Here is a 17,671-nt window from a genome sequence, read left to right as displayed (position 1 = left end):
CCGGCCTGGGTGAGGTCGACACCGGTCAGTTCCTTGGTGGCCGGGTCGTATTCGACGACCGAGCTGGTGAGCACGCCGACGACCTTGCCGCCGCGCAGGAAGATCCGGCCGAAGGACGCTCCGTCGTACGGCACGGCCAGCTTCTCCGTCGTGGCGGTGTCGCGGTCGTAGCGGTAGAGCGTGCCCGAGGGCCGGGTGCCGAAGTAGACGTCGTTGTTGGCCGCGTCGATGCCGATGGCGGTCACGTAGGAGTCGCCGGGCGCGTCGACCAGCGTGTATGTGGAGGGGTCCGCAGTCTCCATGAGCATCATGTCACCGGTCGCCGACAGTCCCGCGGCCAGCAGTCCCTGCTCCAGGGCGAGCGTGCCGACGAAGGTGCGGTCGGCCAGTTCGGGCGGGAGGATCTCGCGCTTGGCGCCGGTGGCCCGGTCGATGGCGATCAGGTGCGCCTTGGCGCCGACGCCCGCGTAGATCGTGGTGTCGTCGACCGCGATGCTCCGGACGTACTGCTCTCCGGCGACGGCCTGGCCGAAGTCACGCGTCTTGCCGGTGGCCGGGTCGTACTCGACCACCCGGCCGCCCGGATACGTGCCCGCGTACAGCTTGCCGTCGCTCGCGGCGTCCAGGCACCAGATGAAGTTGTCGGGCTTGACGTCGGCCACCTTCACCGCGGTGCCGGTCGTGGTGTCGACCTTGTGGAGATCGCCGGGCGTGTACGTGCCCACGTACAGGTCGGTGCCGACGGCGGCGGTCGCCCACGCGCCGTCGCCCGAGGGCAGCTCGGTGATCGAGGTGACCTTGCGCTGGGCGGGGTCGTAGGCGCCGATCTTGGTCGGCTTGATGCCGCCGGTGGCCACATAGAGCTTGTCGCCGACGAACTCCGACCCGCTGATCGAGGTCACCGAAGAGGCGGGGCCCAGATCATCGACGACCGGCGCGGGCGCTCCGGTCACCAGACCGACGGCCAGAGCGACCGCGACGACTGCGTTGAACGGCATTGGGGGGTACTGCCTTCCATTTACGGACTGGACCGATATTTGCGCAATTCGTATCACGAAGGCCGAGAATCAATCAAGGTTGTGCTATGGGGCGCGGCGCGTGTACCGCTCGAAGAGTGAGCAGCGCCGTGGAGCGCGACTCCAGTCCGTTCTGAGGGCTGTGAAAGCACCACCACTCTCGGACCGGAGTTACCCGAAGGCGCCGACCAAGACCATCGCCCGCTACGGCCGAGTCGATCTCCTTCGTATCGACGAGCTCGGCTGTGTGGAGCGCAAAGCGCCTGGCCGTCCTCATCGCGTCGAGGAAGAACACCGGGCCCAGCTGGGTGCCGAGACTGCTGTCACCCGCCACAGGCGCTTGCGTTAGTGCAGGTCGAGAGATTCGCTCCAGGAAGCGCACCTTTTTGGGATCATCAACACCAAGCGGCAAAGATCTCTACGCGGAAGCGGTGCCATGGCCGACCCCCTGCGCGACGGCGATCCGACCCACATGGGCCCCTATCGGCTGCACGCGCGGCTCGGCGGGGGCGGGATGGGACAGGTGTTCCTGGGCCGTTCCCCGGGCGGGCGCCTGGTGGCCGTGAAGGTGGTGCGGCCCGAACTGGCCGACAACGCGGACTTCCGGCGGCGCTTCGCTTCCGAGGTGGAGGCCGCCCGCAAGGTCGGCGGGTTCTACACCGCCCAGGTCGTGGATGCCGACACCGGCGCCGCCCGGCCGTGGCTGGCCACCGCCTACATCCCCGGCCCCTCCCTGCACCAGGCCGTCGAAGAGCATGGGCCGCTCCCTCTGGAGTCGGTCGCGGTGTTGGGAGCCGGTCTGGCCGAAGGGCTTGCGGCCGTACACGCCTGCGAGGTGGTGCACCGCGACCTCAAACCCGGCAACGTCATTCTCGCCGAGGACGGGCCCCGTCTGATCGACTTCGGCATCGCCCGCGCCCTGGACGCCACCAGCCACACCCAGACCTCCACCGTCCTGGGTACCGCCGCGTTCATGTCCCCGGAACAGGCCACGGCCCAGAAGGTCGGCCCTGCCTCGGACGTGTTCTCGCTCGGCTGCGTGCTGGCCTTCGCCGCGACCGGCCGCAGCCCTTTCGGAAGGGGCCCCGTTCACGCGGTTCTCTTTCGGGTGGTGCACGCCGACCCCGACCTGCACGGAGTGCCCGCCCCACTGGCCGCTCTGGTGGCGGCCTGCCTGGCCAAGGACCCCGCCGCCCGGCCCAGCCTGGAGCAGGTGCTGACCCAGCTCACCGCGCTCGGTCCGCCTGGCCAGGGGCGGTGGCTGCCTGAGGAGCTCACCCAGGTCATCGCCGAACACCGAACCCTGCCGCTGACCGCCCCTCACGACCCGGCCACCGGGACCGGTGGTGACGGTCCCCGAACGACGGCACCACCACCGCCCGGCCACGCGAGCCGGCCGCTTTCACCGCAGCCCTTGCTGGTCGACGAACGCCGCCGCAGGAACGGCGGCGGCCCGCTCGACCCCCATCGGAACGCCGTCTACTGGATGCTCGCCCTCTTCACCCTGATATCCGTGCTCACGGCCGTCCACCAGCTCGCCGCGTCCAAGTGGGGATACGCAGCCTTCACCACCAATGTCAAGGAGAGACCATGGGAGCCGATCGCACTGTTGCTGTGGTGTGCCCAGGTGGTCTCCGGGGCGGGGCTGGTGGTGGCTTGGCTGCTCTGGTTTTTTCGCGTACGCCAGGTCGCCGAGAAGTTCACGCCCGGGCGGCTGCGATATCGCCCATCCATGGCGGTGATCGGCTGGTTCATACCGGTGGGGAATCTCTTCTTGCCCAAGCAGGTCGCCGACGATGTCTGGCACGCCTCCAGCCTGCCTGGTCAGGAACGGACAATGGCTCCCGTCGGTGTACTGCACACGTGGTGGGCCTTCTGGCTGGTTACTCTCGTGACCTGGCCCGTCTTCTGGACTCCATGGTGGCAGTTGACCTTCATGGGCTGGCGGAACAGCTCCTACTTCGGGCTGGGTTTCTTCATCAGCCTGGCCCTGCACGTGCTGGTAGCACCAACGGTGGTCGTCACCGCCGCCTATGTCCGCCGCCTGTCCGCCATACAGGCGGCGAAGCTCGACGGCTGACTGCTGGGCACGGCGCCTCTGCGCGCCCCGACCTCCTCATCGGCAAAATCACGGGCTGGTGAATCGGCGACGCGGCCTCCGAGCCCGGCGCCGGCACCGGCATCGCCTGCCTGGCCATCCTGCTGATCGGCGGGGCGCTCCCGGACCGGTTCTGACCTCGGACGATCCTGATCGCCGGGCCGCTCGTGCAGCCGGCCGCGCCGTCCACGGTCTGGGAGGCACGACCGACAGGCGCAGGCCCTGCCTCGCGTCCCAAGATCGTCACTGTAGAACGCCCCGCACGAGGAACGGCATGACCAAGCGAGCGCGACCCGCTTCGCGAGGCTGCCCGACGCCGCGCGCCGGCCCGCTGCGGGGCCGCCGGTCAGTCGACCTCGCTCATCCGGGGCACCTCAGCCGTCGACGCCCGCGTCACCGCGAAGTGACCCCCTTGACGCCCCAGCACCCGCTCGACGACGACGGCGGAGAGGCAGAGGAGGGCCGCGAGCACGGAGAAGACGGGGAAGATCGCGGTGTCGCCCCAGACGGTCGCGCCGATGCCCACAAGGAGCGTGGGCGTGATGAGCGCGCCGTACGCGAGCAGATAGAACATGGACATGACGGCCCCGCGCCGCTCGGCGGGGATGTGTGCGGTCAAGTGGCGCAGGGAGCCGCCGAAGGCGAGTCCGTAGGCGCCGCCTTGGAGCGCGACGGTGACGATGATGATGACGGCGTTGCCGGTCGCGAAGCCGGCCACTCCGGCCAGCATGAGCACGGCGAGCGCCGTGTCGCCGGCGAGTGCGACCGTGCGGGCCGGGTAACGGGCGCTGATGACCTGCGTGGAGGCGGCGGCGAGGGTCACTGCCGCGATGACGACACCGCCGAAGAACGCTCCGTCGACGTGCGCGGCGTGGGCGGCGATCGAGGGTTCCAGCGAGAAGCAGACCCCGAGCACGGCCCAGGCGGCGCCTGCGCCGATCACGGCGAAGACGAAGCGCCCGCGGATTTCCTTGGGCACCTGCGGGCGGGGGATCCCCAGGGGCGCGGCACCGGCCGAGGGGTGCGGCTCACGCATCACCACGAGGAGGACAAGCAGGACGAGGGCGATGAGCGCGTCGGCGAGGTAGGGCAGGAACAGGGGGTGAAAGCCGGTCTGGGCGAGGGCTGCGGTGCCGAGCGCGGCGACGGCGATGCCGACGTTGAACGCGATGGCAGTGAGCGTCCCGCTCCGGGCCGCCCGCTCGGGACTCACGTCCAGCAGGGCGGCCCCGCCGACGACAACGATCGCGCCGATGCCCAGGCCGTTGAGCATCCGCGCCACGACGAGATATCCGGGTCCCGAGGCGAAGATGAAGACGACGAGCCCGGCGAGCAGCAGCAGGACAGCGACGAGGAGCACGGGCCGCCGGCCGTACCGGTCGGACAGGGCCCCGGAGACGATGATCGCGACGACCGCCACGGCCCCGTAAGCGGCGAAGATGACAGTGGTGAGAAAGGGGGGATAGCTCCACTTCTCGGCGTACAGGGAGTAGAGCGGTGAGGGGATGGCGGAGGTCGCCTGCCCGAGCATGAGGAGGACGAGGAGGGCCGCGTAGCTCCAGGACTGGGGACGACGACGGCCTGGGGAGAGCACCTTCACGAGGACTCCTGGCAAGTATGATGTGCATCGTACTTCGTGGATGTTAGGGAGAAGTACGATGCTCGTCAAACTTGGAGTTTCTGATGCCGTCCTGGGAGACCCCACCCGACCAGTTGCCGCCCGTCGCCGCCGTGCAGAAACTGCTGCGTGCACTCGCAGACCCCGTACGCCTGGAAATGGTCCGCCGCCTGGCAGCACACCCCGCCGGCGAAGCCCCCTGCTCGGACCTTTACGAGGGCCTGAACAAATCCACCGCGACCCACCACTTCAAGATCCTGGTCGAGGCGGGCATCCTGCACCCGGTCATGGTCGGCCCCTCCCGCGGACACCGCCTCCGCCGCGCCGCCCTCCAAGAGGCGGTACCGGGCCTGCTGGACGTGCTGATGGCGGCTATCGCGCGCGAGGCTGACGGTCTCGGGACCTGGCGCGGGTGAGCAGGCTGCTGTCGCGCAGCACGTCGGCCAACCTCGACAGGCGCAAGGTTGGCCGGCACGAAAGTGCGGCTGTGATCGTCTTCGGGGCCGGCTACAGGGCGGCACTCGCACTTCGGTTCGGCCGTCGGAGCACCATGCCGGGGCCGCCCTGCCCAGAGCCGGTGCCGAGGCGGAACACGTCGGCGGCCGCCGTCCGGCGGTCGACCGTGACCACCCCGTTGACGAGCACGAAGTCGATGCCGGCGGGTGCGGCGGGCGCCTCGAAGGTCGCCCGCTCCCCGACGGTCGCCTCGTCGAAGACGACGACGTCGGCTCGCATGCCGGCCCGCAGGATGCCGCGGTCCTCCAGGCCCATCAGCGAGGCGGGCAGGGAGGTCATCTTCTGCAGTGCGGTCTCCAGCGGCAGCGTCCGCTTCTCGCGTACGTACTCGCCCAGCACCTTCGGGAAGGCTCCGTAGCTACGCGGGTGGCAGGGGGCCAGCCAGGGCTGGTTGAACCCGTCGGTGCAGACGGCGAGGTAGGGCAGAGAGAGGTAGCGGCGGACGGCGTCGTCGTTCGTGCTGAGGTCCGTCCCCATGACGGCGTCGTCGCGCTCGTCGGGCAGCATCTCCAGGATCAGCTCGGCGACCTCCTCCGGGGTCGGCGTGACACCCCGCTCGGTCAGGATCCGCGACAGCGAGGTCCCCTGCCACCTCTGGCCCCGGCCGTCGGTCCAGTCGAACACCACGACCAGATCCCCGTCTCCGCCGTGGTAGCGGGCGATCCGGTCGACGATGCCGGCCTTGATCCGGCGGCGGTGGCCGGGGTCGCGCAGGTAGGTGCTCTTCAGGGTCGGCTTGCCCGCCGCCAGGTGCTCGCCGGGGATGAAGATGGACGGGTTCCAGCCGAAGAAGCGGTACGGATACTGGTCGCCGGCCACGTCGATGCCGTCGGCCCGGGCCGCTTCGATGGCGCCGATCACCGCGTCGGTCTTCCACCAGTTGCACGCGCCGTCCGTCTTGAGGTGGGAGAGCTGGACGCGCGCGCCCGAGTCGCGGCCGATCCGGATCGCCTCCTCGACCGCGGCGAGCAGGTGGTCGCCCTCACTGCGCATGTGGCTGGCGTAGAAGCCGCCGTGCTCCGCCACGACCGTGGCGCACGCGATCAGCTCAGCGGTACGGGAGGAGAGCCCGGGGATGTATTCGAGCCCGGTCGACATGCCGAACGCGCCGTCCGCCATCGCCTTCTCGAATACGCCTTTCATGGCCTCGATCTGCTCGCCGGAGAGGTCTTCGAGCCCGGCCGGGATCCCGCAGGCGCCGCGTACGTATCCATGCCCGGCGAGGGTGCCGAAATTGACCGCCGGCGGGTGGAGATCCAAGCGGGCCAGGAGCTCGCCGGGCGCCATTTCTGACATTCCGCAGTTGCCGGCGAGGACCGTTGTTATCCCCTGCATGAGGTAATTCTTGAAGAGCAGGTGCTCCGGATCCCGGAAAAGGTCGAGATCGGTGTGGGTGTGAATGTCGACGAATCCGGGACACGCGACCCGGCCGCCCGCCTCGATGACGTCCGTGGCCGGGCCGATGAGCTCGGCGACCTCGTTCCGGCCGCCGACGTGGCTGATCCTGCCGCCGGTGATCGCCAGGGCCTCCGCGTACGGCAGTGCCGGGTCCATCGTGAGGACCGAGGCGTCGAGCACGACGGCGTCCGCCGCTCCACGGCCTGAATCGGGCATGCGAGTTCCGTTTCGTCTCGTCCGGCAATTGCAGGATTGTCGTCACGGCCGCGAAGCGATGTCAAGGACACTAATGCGCCGTGCGCGCAAGTCGTATTCACCGGCGGCAAAATGCAGGTTGAGCCAAGTACGCCAATTCAGCGCCGGTCGGGGGCGAGCAGGCCGGCCGGCAGGCCGAGTTGCTCGGCCGTGAAACGGGCGAGCATGTGCCGCGCCGACTCCGCGGACATGTCGCTGTAGCCGAGGGTGTTGCGCACGGCCAAACTCTCGGAGATGGCGACATAGCGTTCGCACACCTCGGTGAGCGGCGCGACCGGCGCGAACGTCCCGTCCCGCACGCCCGCGGCGAACACCCCCAGCACCGCGTCCGCCCATCTCCTCGACATGCGGACGCACTCGTCGAGGAAGGCCGGATGACGCCTGACCCGCGCCCACACCTCCAGCCAGAGCAGATATTCCTCGAAGGTGCCCTGGTCGCCGGGAATGCTGAGTTCGAGCAGGTGGCGAAGGTGCCCGATGGTGCTCACGTTCTCGTCGAGCAGGCGCTGCAGGGTCACGTGCAACTGGTCGCCCGCCCAGCGAAAGGCCGCCAGCAGCGCCTCGTCCTTGCTCCGGAAGTAATAGTGGATGCTGGCGTTCGACACCCCCGCCTCGCGGGCGATGTCGGCTATGCGGGTCGCCTCGATGCCGCGCTGGGCCATGATCCGGCACGCGGCGATCCGGATGCGGTCCTCCGGGCTGCCCGGATCGGGGGCCCGGCCGGGCCGGTTGTGGCCCTGCTCCTTCCAGAGACCGGCGAGCCGGCGCAGCAGGTCCGCGTCGTCGCCACCGGCCTGGAGGACCTCGTCGATACGCCGCGTCATCCGCCAGGCCCGCCGGTAGTCGACGCCCAGCGCCCCCGCGATCTGGTTCGGCCGGACCTTGCCGGGGGCGTCCAGCACGATGACCACGGCGTCCAGCCAGGCCGCGAGCGGCACGGGCGAGCCGGCGAACGGCGTGGTCGACGCCGGGTAGACGTGCGCGCCGCAGCTGTCGCACGCGTACGCCCGCCGTCGCGAGACCCGATGGAACGAGCGGTGCGCCGCGCATCGCCGGCAGAACGGCGCCCGGCCGTCGGGGGCGTGGACGACGCTCCAGAGCAGAGCCAGGGCGGCCCCTTCCTTCGCGGCATCCGGGGCCGGCCGAGCGGTACTTGTTTCTACAGGTATGTTCACGCTTCTGGCTCTCGGTAAATACAAGGTATTACGTTCCTTGACAAGCCATCTTGGCGAATGAAATTGTTTCCGGCATCAAAGATATACCTTCAGAAACATTGGAGAAACAAATGCCGGCGCCGTTTCGCGATGATCTCCGGAGCGCGCCCGCGACCTGGACGGGCGGCGAATCCCCGGCTGCGGGCTTCGTCACCCGGCTCACGTGGGAGCAGCTGCCCCGCGAGGTGATCGACCGGGCCGTGATGTGCCTGACCGACACGCTCGCGGCCATGCTCGCCGGCCGGGCGTCCAGGTCGGCGCGCGCCGCGGACGACCTTGCGCACGCCTGGTGGCCCGCCGGCGCGGCGACGTCGATCGTCAGCGGGAGGCCCCTCTCCACCGGTGGCGCCGCCTTCGCCAACGCGATCGCGGCCAACGCCGTGGACATCGACGACTGCGGCATCTACACCTGGGGCCATCCAGGCGCCCAGGTCGTCCCCACCGCGCTCGCCCTGGCCGAGGAGTTGCGCCTCAGCGGGCGCGAACTGCTCACCGCGATCGTCGTCGGGTACGAGATCGCCTTCCGGGCCGGCCGCTGCGTCAATCACGAGCAGAGCGCGGTCCATTCGGCGGAGCGCACCTACCGGGCCTGCGGATCGTGGGGAGCGGTGGCGTGCGCCGCGATCGCCTGCCATGTCCTCGGGCTCGACGAGGCCACCACGCGCCACGCGCTGGGCATCGCCGAGTACGACTCGCCCGACCTGCCGATGATGCGCGCCATCGACACACCCGGCATGGTCAAGCACGGCGTCGGCTTCGGAGCCCTCACCGGTCTGCTCTCGGCGGACCTCGCGCGCCGCGGGTTCACCGGCATCGAGCCCAGCCTCGACCTGGCGCGGTTCCGCCCATACGTGGACGACCTGGGCGGCGACTACTACCTGCCCCGCGGCATCACCTGGAAGCGGTTCTCCAGCTGCGCCTGGACCCACCCCGCGCTGCTCGCCGTCGAGAAGTTACGGTCTGCGCACCCGCTGCCGCCCGAGGTCATCGACCGCGTCGTCATCGAGACCTATCCCGACGCCGCGCGGCTGGGCACGCGGCTGCCCGAGACCACCGAGGAAGCCCAGTTCAACCTGGCGTGGCCGGTGGCGGCCCTGCTGGTGGACGGCCGGGTCGGGCCGGACCAGGTGGCGGAGTCACGCCTGACCTCGCCCGAGATCACCGCGCTGTGCCGGCGCATCGACGTGGTGGTGACGGACGAGCTGACCCGCCGCTACTACCTCTCGGAGGTCAACGACCCGGAGGGCAGCGACTCCGCCGTCGTCACCGTCACGCTGACCGACGGCACCGAGCTGTCGTCGGGCCGGGTCGATCACGTCCTCTACCCTGAGCCCGGATGGACTCAGGACGAGATGCGGGACAAGTTCTCCTGGCTGGCCTCCGGCCGGCTCGAGCCCGCGTCGGTGCCCCGTTTGCTGGCGGCCCTGGCAGACCTGGAGTCCGCCGACGACAGCTCCGTCCTCATGCGGGACCTGGCGTCATCCCTGATACCGGTTGGAGCCAACTGATGAGAGCACTACCGAAGCGCGGCCGGTCGACGTTCCTGGGCATGGTGGCGATGGTCCTCACGCTCGGCGGATGCGCGCTGGCCTCCGACCCACCCGCCCCCGAGGTGGGCACTCAGGGCAGCACCGCTCCTGCGGCCGCGACCCCGGCGGCCGACTCCGCCCTCCACGACCTGCTGCCCGAGCGGATCAAGTCGGCCGGCGTCATCCGCGTGGCCAGCAACATCCCCTATCCGCCCTGGGAGATGTACACGACGGCCGGCGGCCGGCAGCCGACCGGCATCGACTACGACCTGTCCCAGGCACTGGCGGCCAAGCTCGGCGTGCGGGCCTCGTTCGACCAGACGGCCTTCGACAGCATGATCCCGGCTGTCCTGGCCGGCAAGGCCGACATCGTCATGGCGGGCATCTTCGACACCCCCAAGCGGCGCGAGTCGCTGAGCTTCGTCGACTACGCCAAGGACGGCTACTCCCTGCTGGTCTCCAAGGGCAACCCCGAAGGCATGAAGGACGTCACCGACCTGTCCGGCAAAACCGTCGCGGTGCAGAGCTCCACCTCGGAGGAGGCCGCGATCGGCAAGCTGAGCAAGCGCTTCGAGACGCAGGGCAAGCCCGGCGTCACGGTCCTGTCGTTCCCTGGCGACAGCGAGGCGTTCCTGGCCATCAAGAGCGGCAAGGCGGTGGCCCGCGTGCAGGCCACCTCCGCCGCCGCGTACGCCGTCAAGACCTTCGAGAACGGGAACGCGTTCGAGCTGGTCGACGCACCATCGATCACCGCGGAGTTCGGCGGTGGCAGCGAAGGCATCGGTGTCCCCAAGCCGGACACCGAGCTCCTGACGGCGCTGCAGAAGGCGCTGCAGGCGCTGATGGACGACGGGACCTATCTGAAGATCCTCACCAAGTACGGCGTGCAGAACATCGCGCTGACCAAGGCGGAGATCAACCAGGGAACCGACTAGGGCACCCGTCCGCGAGAAAGAGAATGTGCTGTGACCCCCTTGGCACCCGCTGACACCATCTCCGCCCCCACCGGGCAGCGGCCCCCTCCCGTCGCCGTGGTGCCGGTCCGCCGGTACGGCCGATGGGCCGCGGCGGCCCTCGTCGCGTACGTCCTGTTCGCCCTCGGCTGGTCGTTGTGGCACAACCCCAACCTCGACGTCGCCTCGATCCGGCAGTACCTGTTCGCGCCCTCGATCCTGCACGGGCTCGCCGTCACCGTCGAGCTGACCCTGGTGGCCATGGTCATCGGCATCGCCGGCGGCGTGCTGCTGGCGGTGATGCGGCTGTCGGACAACCGCGTGCTGTCCGGCGTCGCCTGGGGCTACATCTGGTTCTTCCGGGGCACTCCGCTGCTGGTCCAGATCATCTTCTGGGGATTCCTGGGCGCGCTCTACCCCAACCTCTTCCTCGGGATCCCGCTGACCGGCGTGGTCTTCGGGTCGGTGCCCACGAGCTCGGTCATCGGCGCGGCGACCGCGGCGGTGCTGGCGCTGGCCACGAACGAGGCCGCCTACTGCGCCGAGCTCGTACGAGCGGCGATCATCTCGGTCGACGGCGGGCAGCGCGAGGCGGCCATGTCGCTCGGCATGTCCTCGGCGCGCAGGATGAGATTCGTCATCCTGCCGCAGGCCATGCGGGTGCTGATCCCGACGCTCGGCAACGAGGCCATCTCGATGCTCAAGATGACCGCGCTGGTATCGGTCATCTCCGGACGGGACCTGATGACCAGCGTCCAGCAGATCTACCAGCAGAACTTCAAGATCATGCCGCTGCTGGTCGTGGCGTCGCTGTGGTACCTGCTCCTGACGTCGATCCTGAGCATCGGCCAGCACTACGTGGAGCGCTACTTCGGCCGCGGATTCGGGACGAAGCACGCCGCCGCCGCCGAACGGCGGGCGCGCCGCCGCGCGGCCGTCCGGGCGAAAGCCCAGCCGGCCGCCTCGCCGGAGGCCGGGGCCGGACCCGTTCACGCGGACGGCGAGCCGATGGTGCGGACCGAGCAGGTGTGGAAGTGGTTCGGCTCCACCGACGTCCTGCGGGGCGTCGACCTCGCGGTCCACCCGCGGCAGACGCTGGTCCTGCTCGGCCCCTCCGGAAGCGGCAAGTCCACCCTGCTGCGCTGCATCAACGCCCTGGAACGGCCGGATTCCGGGCTGCTGGAGGTGGACGGTCAGCGAGTCGGGCTGCGCAGCGGCGGCGGCCGGCTGTACCAGCTGACGGAGGGCGAGCTGTGCCGGCAGCGGGCCCGCATCGGCATGGTGTTCCAGCGCTTCAACCTGTTCCCGCACATGACCGCGCTGGAGAACGTGACGCTCGGGCCGCGGCGCGTGCTCGGCCTCTCCCGCGAGCAGGCCGAGGCGGAGGCCGAACGGCTGCTGACCCGGGTCGGCCTGCGTGACAAGCTCGACTCCTACCCGGCGCAGCTGTCGGGCGGGCAGCAGCAGCGGGTGGCCATCGCGCGTGCCCTGGCGATGAAGCCGCACGTCATGCTCTTCGACGAGCCGACCTCGGCCCTCGATCCCGAGCTGGTCGGCGAGGTGCTCGACGTCATGAAGGATCTCGCCCGGCAGGGCATGACCATGATCGTCGCAACTCACGAGATCGGATTCGCCAAGGAGGTCGCCGACACCGTCGCCATGCTCGACGGGGGCGTCATCATCGAGTCGGGCCCGCCCGGGGAATGCCTGGTGGCCCCGAAGGAGGAGCGGACCAGGGCATTCCTGTCCAAGGTCCTCGCCTAGCCCGTCCCGGCCGCCGGCCAACCGCCCGCCGCCGTCTTCTCACCACGTCTGATGGAGGATTTGAACAGTGCCCGAGGTCATCGTCGTCGGCGCCGGCGTCATGGGAGCGTCGACGGCGTTCCACCTTGCCGAACGGGGTGCGCGTTCCGTCACCGTCGTCGACGCGCGACACGCCGGCGAGGGCATGAGCAGCCGCTCGTCGGCCCTCGTCCGGATGCACTACACGTTCGAGCCGGAGGTCCGCCTGGCGGTCGACAGTCTCGCGTACTTCCGCGAGTGGCCCGAACGGGTGGGGCGGCCCCCGGTCTTCCGCGAGTGCGGGTTCGTCCGCATCGTGCCGCCCGGCGAGGCGGACCTGCTGCGCAAGAACGTCGAGATGCAGCAGGCGTGCGGCGCCGAGGCCGAGGTGATCACGGCCGGCGACCTGCTCGAACTCGAACCGGGGTGGCGGGCCGACGACGTGGTCGCCGCCGCGTACGAACCTCGCGCCGGCTACGGCGACGGCGCTGTCGTGGCGGGCGACTTCCTGTCCCGGGCGCGGGAGCAGGGCGTCACGTACCGGCCCAACACCCCCGTGCGCTCGCTCCTCTTCAGCGACGGCGGCCGGGTCCGGGGGGTACGCACCGACGAGGGGGACCTCACCGCCGACCTCGTCATCCTCGCCACCGGCGTCTGGACCCGGCCGCTGCTCAGGTCGGTGGGCGCGGACCTGCCCATCGAGGCCGAATATCACGAGGTGGCGGTCCTGCGGGACGGGCCCGGCGGGCCGGCCGCCCGGATCGCGTGCATCGACTCGAACACCCGCACCTACTTCCGCCCTGAGTCCGGCGGCGGCCTGCTGCTCGGCGACTTCGTCGGCCCGCGCGCCGGGATCGACCCCGATGACTTCCCCCAGGTGCCCGGCGACGCGAACGTGGTAGAGATGGTCGGGCGAGCCGCACGCCGTGTCCCCGCACTCGCGGAGGCCGGCATCTCCCGCGGCGTGACCGGAATCTACGACATGTCGCCCGACGCCCGGCCGATGCTCGGCCCGGTGGCCGGGATCGAAGGGCTGATCGTCGCGGCGGGCTTCTCCGGGATGGGCTTCAAGATCTGCCCGGCGGTCGGCCGCGCGCTCGCCGAGTCGGCACTGGGCGAGCCGCAGACCGTGGACATCTCCGTCTTCGCTCCGGACCGCTTCGCCGAGGGCCACCCGATCACGCCCCCGTACGGCTACACCGACGATTGACCCGCCACCGCGGTGCAGACGGCCTTTCGTGCTCCGCGGACCTGCCACGGGGGTGGTCCACCTCAGGGTCGAGTCGCGCCGGCGATGCGAGTCGAACCACCAGCCAGGGAGACGGCGGCGACCTTGCGGGCCAGGAGGCGGGCCGGGTCGAGCACGGGCACAGGCACACGGCGGCTGTCCAGCGCCAGGACGATCTCGGTGCAGGCCGCCACCACCCGCTCGGCGCCGCGTTCGGCGAGGGACCGCGCGACCTCGGCCAGGGCGGTGCGGTGCCCGGCGGTGACGGTGCCGGACTTGACCGCCGCGATGGCCGCCGACACCTGCCGCTGCTCGCCGTCGGACGGTTTGACCGCCGCGATGTCCCGTTCGCGGAGCGCGTCGGCGTACAGCCCTGAATGCAGGGTGCCGGAGGTGGCGAGCAGACCGGCGGTGGTGACGCCCGCCGAGGCGAGCGCGTCCGCGGTGACCTCCACGATGCTCACCAGTTCGAGGCCTGCCTCATCGGCCAGGCGTGGGACGAAGGCGTGCGCGGTGTTGCACGGCACCACCAGCACCTCGCATCCGGCGCGCTTGAGCGCCCGGACGCCGCGCTGCAGCTGCGGGGTGGGGTCCTCGCCGAGGCCGAGCAGGCTGAGCGATCGGTCGGGTACGCGAGGGTCGGCCCAGATGACGACCGGCACGTGGCTCTGGTCGCCTGTGGCGGGCGTCTCCTCGACGAGCTTGCCGTAGAAGTCGGCGGTGGCGGCGGGGCCCATGCCGCCCAGGACGCCGACCAGGCGCGGCGGACGGTCTTGCCCGTCGTGGATCCGGGTCACGGGATGCGTCCTCTCCTCCGCGGCCGGTGGACAGCCGCAGGCAATAGGATCGCCGGATAAGGTGACTTCGCCTGAAAAATGCCTGTATCCGGCATTGGTGGAGGATAAATGCGGGAATCCGGCACACTGTCGGAGGCCGAGCTGGAGCTCATCGACGCCCTGCAGATCAACCCGCGGGCGAGTTGGGTGGACCTCGGACTGGCCACCGGCTCGGACCCGGCGACGGCGGCGCGGCGCTGGCAGCGGCTGACCAGCTCGGGCGACGCGTGGACCACCGTCGCCCTCGGCAGGCGGCAGATGCACGAGATGAGCATGGCGTTCCTGGAGATCGACTGCGTGGCGGGCGCCGCCGTCGAGGTCGCGGCGACGCTGGCTGAGGCCAGGCACTTGATCACCGTGCAGCACGTCGCCGCGGAGCACGACCTGTTCGTGATCGCCGCGGCCGCCTCGATGCCGCCCCTGGCCGACTACCTGCTCACCGACCTACCGAGGGTGCCCGGCGTCGCGAAGGTACGCACCCACCTCACGACGCGCGTCTTCGAGGCGTCGCGTCACTGGCGGCTGCGGGTGCTCCCGCAGGGGGCGGCGGCCGGGCTGGCCAGGCGGAGCGGGCCGCCCGAGTCCACCAGGCGGATGGACGGGATCGACCGGCGACTCTTCCACGCCCTGCTGGCCGACGGCAGAGCCGGGTACGCCGAGCTCGCCGCGATCGTCGGCACCTCCGAGCGGACCGTGCAGCGCAGGCTCTCCAGGCTCGTCGCGACCGAGGACATCGACTTCCGCTGCGACCTGGCCCGCTCGCAGGCCGGCTGGCACTCCTCGGCCGTGCTGTGGCTGCGCATGCCCGACCGCCTGCTGGAAGAGACGGGTACGGCGCTGCTCGGCTGGCCGGAGACCCGTACCTGCGCGGCCCTGGCGGGTAGCAGCAACATGCTGCTCACCGTCGGCCTGCACACCGTCACCGATCTGCACCCGCTGGTGATGCGGCTGGAGAAGAGGTTCCCGCACGTCACCGTCGTGGACCGGCAGATCGTCCTGCGCCAGACCAAGCTGTACGGCAGGCTGCTCGACCCCGCCGGGCGCTGCACCGGCGTCGTGCCCGTCGATCCGTGGAGCCTGGGGCCGCGCCGCTGAGGTCAGCGCGGCTGGGGGATGGCCTCGCCGCGTGCCTCCCACGCCAGGCCCGCGCGCAGCACCGCCGGCTCGTCGCTCCCGACCAGTTGCAGGTCGCCGATCGCCAGCGCGGGCAGGCCGAGCGCGGAGACCACCGAAGTGATCCTGCCGACCTCGCCGCGGACGGCGGCCTCGTCGCAGCCCACCCTGGGCGCGGGTCCGCCGAGCGTGGGCATGATCAGCAGATCGAGCCCGGACGTCAGGGCCGCGAACCGCGTTCGGGCGGCGGCCAGTTCCGCGGCGGCCGCCGCGTATTCGGCGTGGCCGATCTGCCCGGCGTCGTCAAGCTTGCGGCGTACGCCCTCGCTGTAGTGCGCGGCGTTCCTCGGGTAGGTCGCCTCGTGGGTGCGCCGTGCCTGGGCGCCGACGATCGTCCAGTAGGGGGCGAGGATGTCGTACGGCAGCGCGATCTCGTGCAGTTCGGCGCCCAGGTCGGCGAAGGAGGCCGCCGGCGCGAAGCCGTGGGCGACGCCGATCGCCCACCCGGCCAGGGAGTCGGCGGGGTCGACGGGAGTGCCGGAGAGCACCTCCCACACCCGGGTCAGGTCGGCGACCGAGGTGGCCATCGGGCCGACCCGGTCGAACATCGGCGCCAGCGGCGCGACGCCCGCGCTGGGCACGGCGCCCGCGCTCGGGCGTAGCCCGACCACGCCGCAGCAGGACGCCGGGATGCGTATCGAGCCGCCAGTGTCGGTGCCGAGGCCGAACCTGGCGATGCCGGCGGCCAGCGCGGCCGCGGTGCCGCCGCTGGAGCCGCCAGGGGCGAGGTGAGGGTGACGCGGGTTGCGTACGTCGCCCCAGTGCGGGTTCTCGCTGGTGATGCCCCAGGCGAACTCGTGCATGTTGGCCTTGCCGACCAGCAGCGCCCCGGCTCGCTCCAGCACCTCGACGCATGGCGCGGTAGTCAGCGCCTCCTGCGTGCCGTACAGGGCCGAGCCCCTGGTCGTGGGCAGGCCGGCGACGTCGATCATGTCCTTGGCCACGAACGTCCAGCCGTCGAGCGGTCCGCCGCGCGGCTGCCGCCCGGCGAGCCTGTCGATGACCGGGGTCCGGCCGGCCTCGATGAGGATGTTGTCGTCCCGGTGCCGCCTGATTGCCTCGGCCGAGTTGGCGATCGCCGCCGCGCGTTCCATGGGTCTCCTGTCGAAGGTGCTGGTGCGGCATTGATAGCGGTCAGACCTCCAGGGCGTCCAGGAGCGCCTGCAGCCGGGAGGTCTCGCGGTCGGGCCTGACCAGGGCGAAGATGCTGCGGCTGGCGTTGAGCCAGGGTACGTCGGCGACCACTACGCCGGGGCCGTGCCCGGCCAGGGCCAGATCGGCGACGAAGGCCGCGCCCACCCCGGTCTCGATCAGCGTCATCGTGATCTTGAAGTCGTCGGAGTGGCAGGCCACCCGGGGGTGCAGGCCCCAGCGGGAGAAAACGCCCTCGAAGAAGGAAGCGTCGCTGCTGCCCGGGTGGTGCATGATCCACGGCAGGTCGACGAGCTGCTCGGCCCGGTACGGCGACAGATCCGGCCAGCTCGCGGGCAGCACCAGCCGGTAGCGGTCCTCGGCGATCCACCGCCTGCTCAGCGCCGACGGCCAGGACAGCCCCGAGTTGCCCACCTGGTAGACGATCGCGGCGTCCATCTCACCGCCCGTGCCCAGGTGCGGGATGAGCTGGGAGGGTTCGGCGACCGAGATGCGCACCCCGGCGAGGTCGGCCGGCTCCATCCGCCGCAGCACTTCGGCCAGCCGGTCGGCGAAGCTGGGGAACACCCCCAGCCTGATCTGGCGCTCGCTGCCCCGGTGCACGGCCTGCACCGAAGCGATCATGCGCTCGATGTCGACCAGGACGATCCCGGCATGCCTGGCCAGCACCTCCGCCGCGCTGGTCGGCAGCACGCTGCGCGCCGAGCGCTCGAACAGCCGCACGCCGATCTGCTTCTCCAACGCGGCGATCTGCTGGGAGACGGCGGAGGAGGTGTATCCGAGCCGATTGGCCGCGGCGGCGAAGGAACCCAGCTGGACGACCTCACGCAGAGTACGCAGGTGTTCCGGCTTCAGCATTAGCGTTCCTTATCCTCAGAGTTGCTAAATGTCGTGTTTATAGCG

At 70.6% G+C, this 17,671-nt stretch carries 14 protein-coding genes and 1 pseudogene; 8 read left to right on the top strand and 7 right to left on the bottom strand.

What is annotated here, in order from left to right; all coding sequences use genetic code 11:
* A partial coding sequence (locus ETD85_RS00615) for an outer membrane protein assembly factor BamB family protein (protein ID WP_240778710.1) occupies nucleotides 1–998 on the bottom strand: 998 nt, incomplete at its 3' end.
* 454 nt (nucleotides 999–1,452) lie between these two features.
* Here ETD85_RS00615 and ETD85_RS00610 point away from each other — a divergent pair.
* A complete protein-coding gene (locus tag ETD85_RS00610; protein ID WP_138687565.1) occupies nucleotides 1,453–3,096 on the top strand; it encodes a protein kinase domain-containing protein in 1,644 nt (547 codons plus the stop codon).
* A gap of 364 nt (nucleotides 3,097–3,460) precedes the next feature.
* Here the strand turns inward: ETD85_RS00610 and ETD85_RS00605 are convergent, their stop codons facing one another.
* A complete protein-coding gene (locus ETD85_RS00605; RefSeq protein WP_138687564.1) occupies nucleotides 3,461–4,714 on the bottom strand; it encodes an MFS transporter in 1,254 nt (417 codons plus the stop codon).
* A 71-nt stretch (nucleotides 4,715–4,785) separates the two neighbouring features.
* Between ETD85_RS00605 and ETD85_RS00600 the strand changes: the two genes are divergently transcribed.
* Nucleotides 4,786–5,148, top strand: coding sequence for an ArsR/SmtB family transcription factor (locus ETD85_RS00600; protein WP_240778708.1), 363 nt, complete (start codon nucleotides 4,786–4,788; stop codon nucleotides 5,146–5,148).
* A 91-nt stretch (nucleotides 5,149–5,239) separates the two neighbouring features.
* Here ETD85_RS00600 and ETD85_RS66645 read toward each other — a convergent pair whose 3' ends face one another.
* Complete coding sequence (locus tag ETD85_RS66645) at nucleotides 5,240–6,862, bottom strand: N-acyl-D-amino-acid deacylase family protein (protein ID WP_138687563.1); 1,623 nt, start codon at nucleotides 6,860–6,862, stop codon at nucleotides 5,240–5,242.
* A gap of 137 nt (nucleotides 6,863–6,999) precedes the next feature.
* Nucleotides 7,000–8,076 (bottom strand): TetR/AcrR family transcriptional regulator, encoded by a 1,077-nt coding sequence (locus ETD85_RS00590; protein WP_138687562.1) that lies wholly within the window; start codon nucleotides 8,074–8,076, stop codon nucleotides 7,000–7,002.
* Between the two features lie 110 nt (nucleotides 8,077–8,186).
* Between ETD85_RS00590 and ETD85_RS00585 the strand changes: the two genes are divergently transcribed.
* The 5 genes and pseudogenes from ETD85_RS00585 (at nucleotide 8,187) to ETD85_RS00570 (ending at nucleotide 13,589) form a co-directional block, all read left to right on the top strand.
* A complete protein-coding gene (locus tag ETD85_RS00585; RefSeq protein ID WP_138687561.1) occupies nucleotides 8,187–9,623 on the top strand; it encodes an MmgE/PrpD family protein in 1,437 nt (478 codons plus the stop codon).
* On the top strand, nucleotides 9,623–10,579 hold the full coding sequence (locus ETD85_RS00580) for an ABC transporter substrate-binding protein (RefSeq protein ID WP_170246434.1): 957 nt from the start codon (nucleotides 9,623–9,625) through the stop codon (nucleotides 10,577–10,579). The genes ETD85_RS00585 and ETD85_RS00580 overlap by 1 nt, the downstream gene beginning before the upstream one ends.
* A 30-nt stretch (nucleotides 10,580–10,609) precedes the next feature.
* A pseudogene (locus ETD85_RS65405) lies at nucleotides 10,610–11,452 on the top strand (amino acid ABC transporter permease); the annotation flags it as partial.
* A gap of 153 nt (nucleotides 11,453–11,605) precedes the next feature.
* Nucleotides 11,606–12,361, top strand: a complete 756-nt coding sequence (locus tag ETD85_RS64370) for an amino acid ABC transporter ATP-binding protein (RefSeq protein WP_206058002.1) — start codon at nucleotides 11,606–11,608, stop codon at nucleotides 12,359–12,361.
* 67 nt (nucleotides 12,362–12,428) lie between these two features.
* Nucleotides 12,429–13,589, top strand: coding sequence for an NAD(P)/FAD-dependent oxidoreductase (locus tag ETD85_RS00570; protein WP_138687558.1), 1,161 nt, complete (start codon nucleotides 12,429–12,431; stop codon nucleotides 13,587–13,589).
* Between the two features lie 62 nt (nucleotides 13,590–13,651).
* Here ETD85_RS00570 and cuyB read toward each other — a convergent pair whose 3' ends face one another.
* Entirely contained in the window at nucleotides 13,652–14,404 is a 753-nt protein-coding gene (gene cuyB, locus ETD85_RS00565; RefSeq protein WP_206057997.1) for a cysteate racemase, read from the bottom strand.
* Between the two features lie 108 nt (nucleotides 14,405–14,512).
* Here cuyB and ETD85_RS00560 point away from each other — a divergent pair, with 108 nt between their 5' ends.
* Nucleotides 14,513–15,538 (top strand): Lrp/AsnC family transcriptional regulator, encoded by a 1,026-nt coding sequence (locus tag ETD85_RS00560; RefSeq protein ID WP_138687557.1) that lies wholly within the window; start codon nucleotides 14,513–14,515, stop codon nucleotides 15,536–15,538.
* Between the two features lie 2 nt (nucleotides 15,539–15,540).
* Here the strand turns inward: ETD85_RS00560 and ETD85_RS00555 are convergent, their stop codons facing one another.
* Together ETD85_RS00555 and ETD85_RS00550 are read right to left on the bottom strand one after the other, a co-directional pair.
* Nucleotides 15,541–16,710: an amidase gene (locus ETD85_RS00555; RefSeq protein ID WP_138687556.1), complete on the bottom strand. Its 1,170-nt coding sequence runs from the start codon at nucleotides 16,708–16,710 to the stop codon at nucleotides 15,541–15,543.
* Between the two features lie 40 nt (nucleotides 16,711–16,750).
* Entirely contained in the window at nucleotides 16,751–17,626 is an 876-nt protein-coding gene (locus ETD85_RS00550; RefSeq protein WP_138687555.1) for a LysR family transcriptional regulator, read from the bottom strand.
* Nucleotides 17,627–17,671: the final 45 nt, after the last annotated feature.

The sequence above is a fragment of the Nonomuraea zeae genome, assembly GCF_005889725.1.
GTDB classification, from domain to species: domain Bacteria; phylum Actinomycetota; class Actinomycetes; order Streptosporangiales; family Streptosporangiaceae; genus Nonomuraea; species Nonomuraea zeae.
Note: the sequence above shows the minus strand (reverse complement) of the source record. Positions and strands in the feature narration are given on the sequence as shown.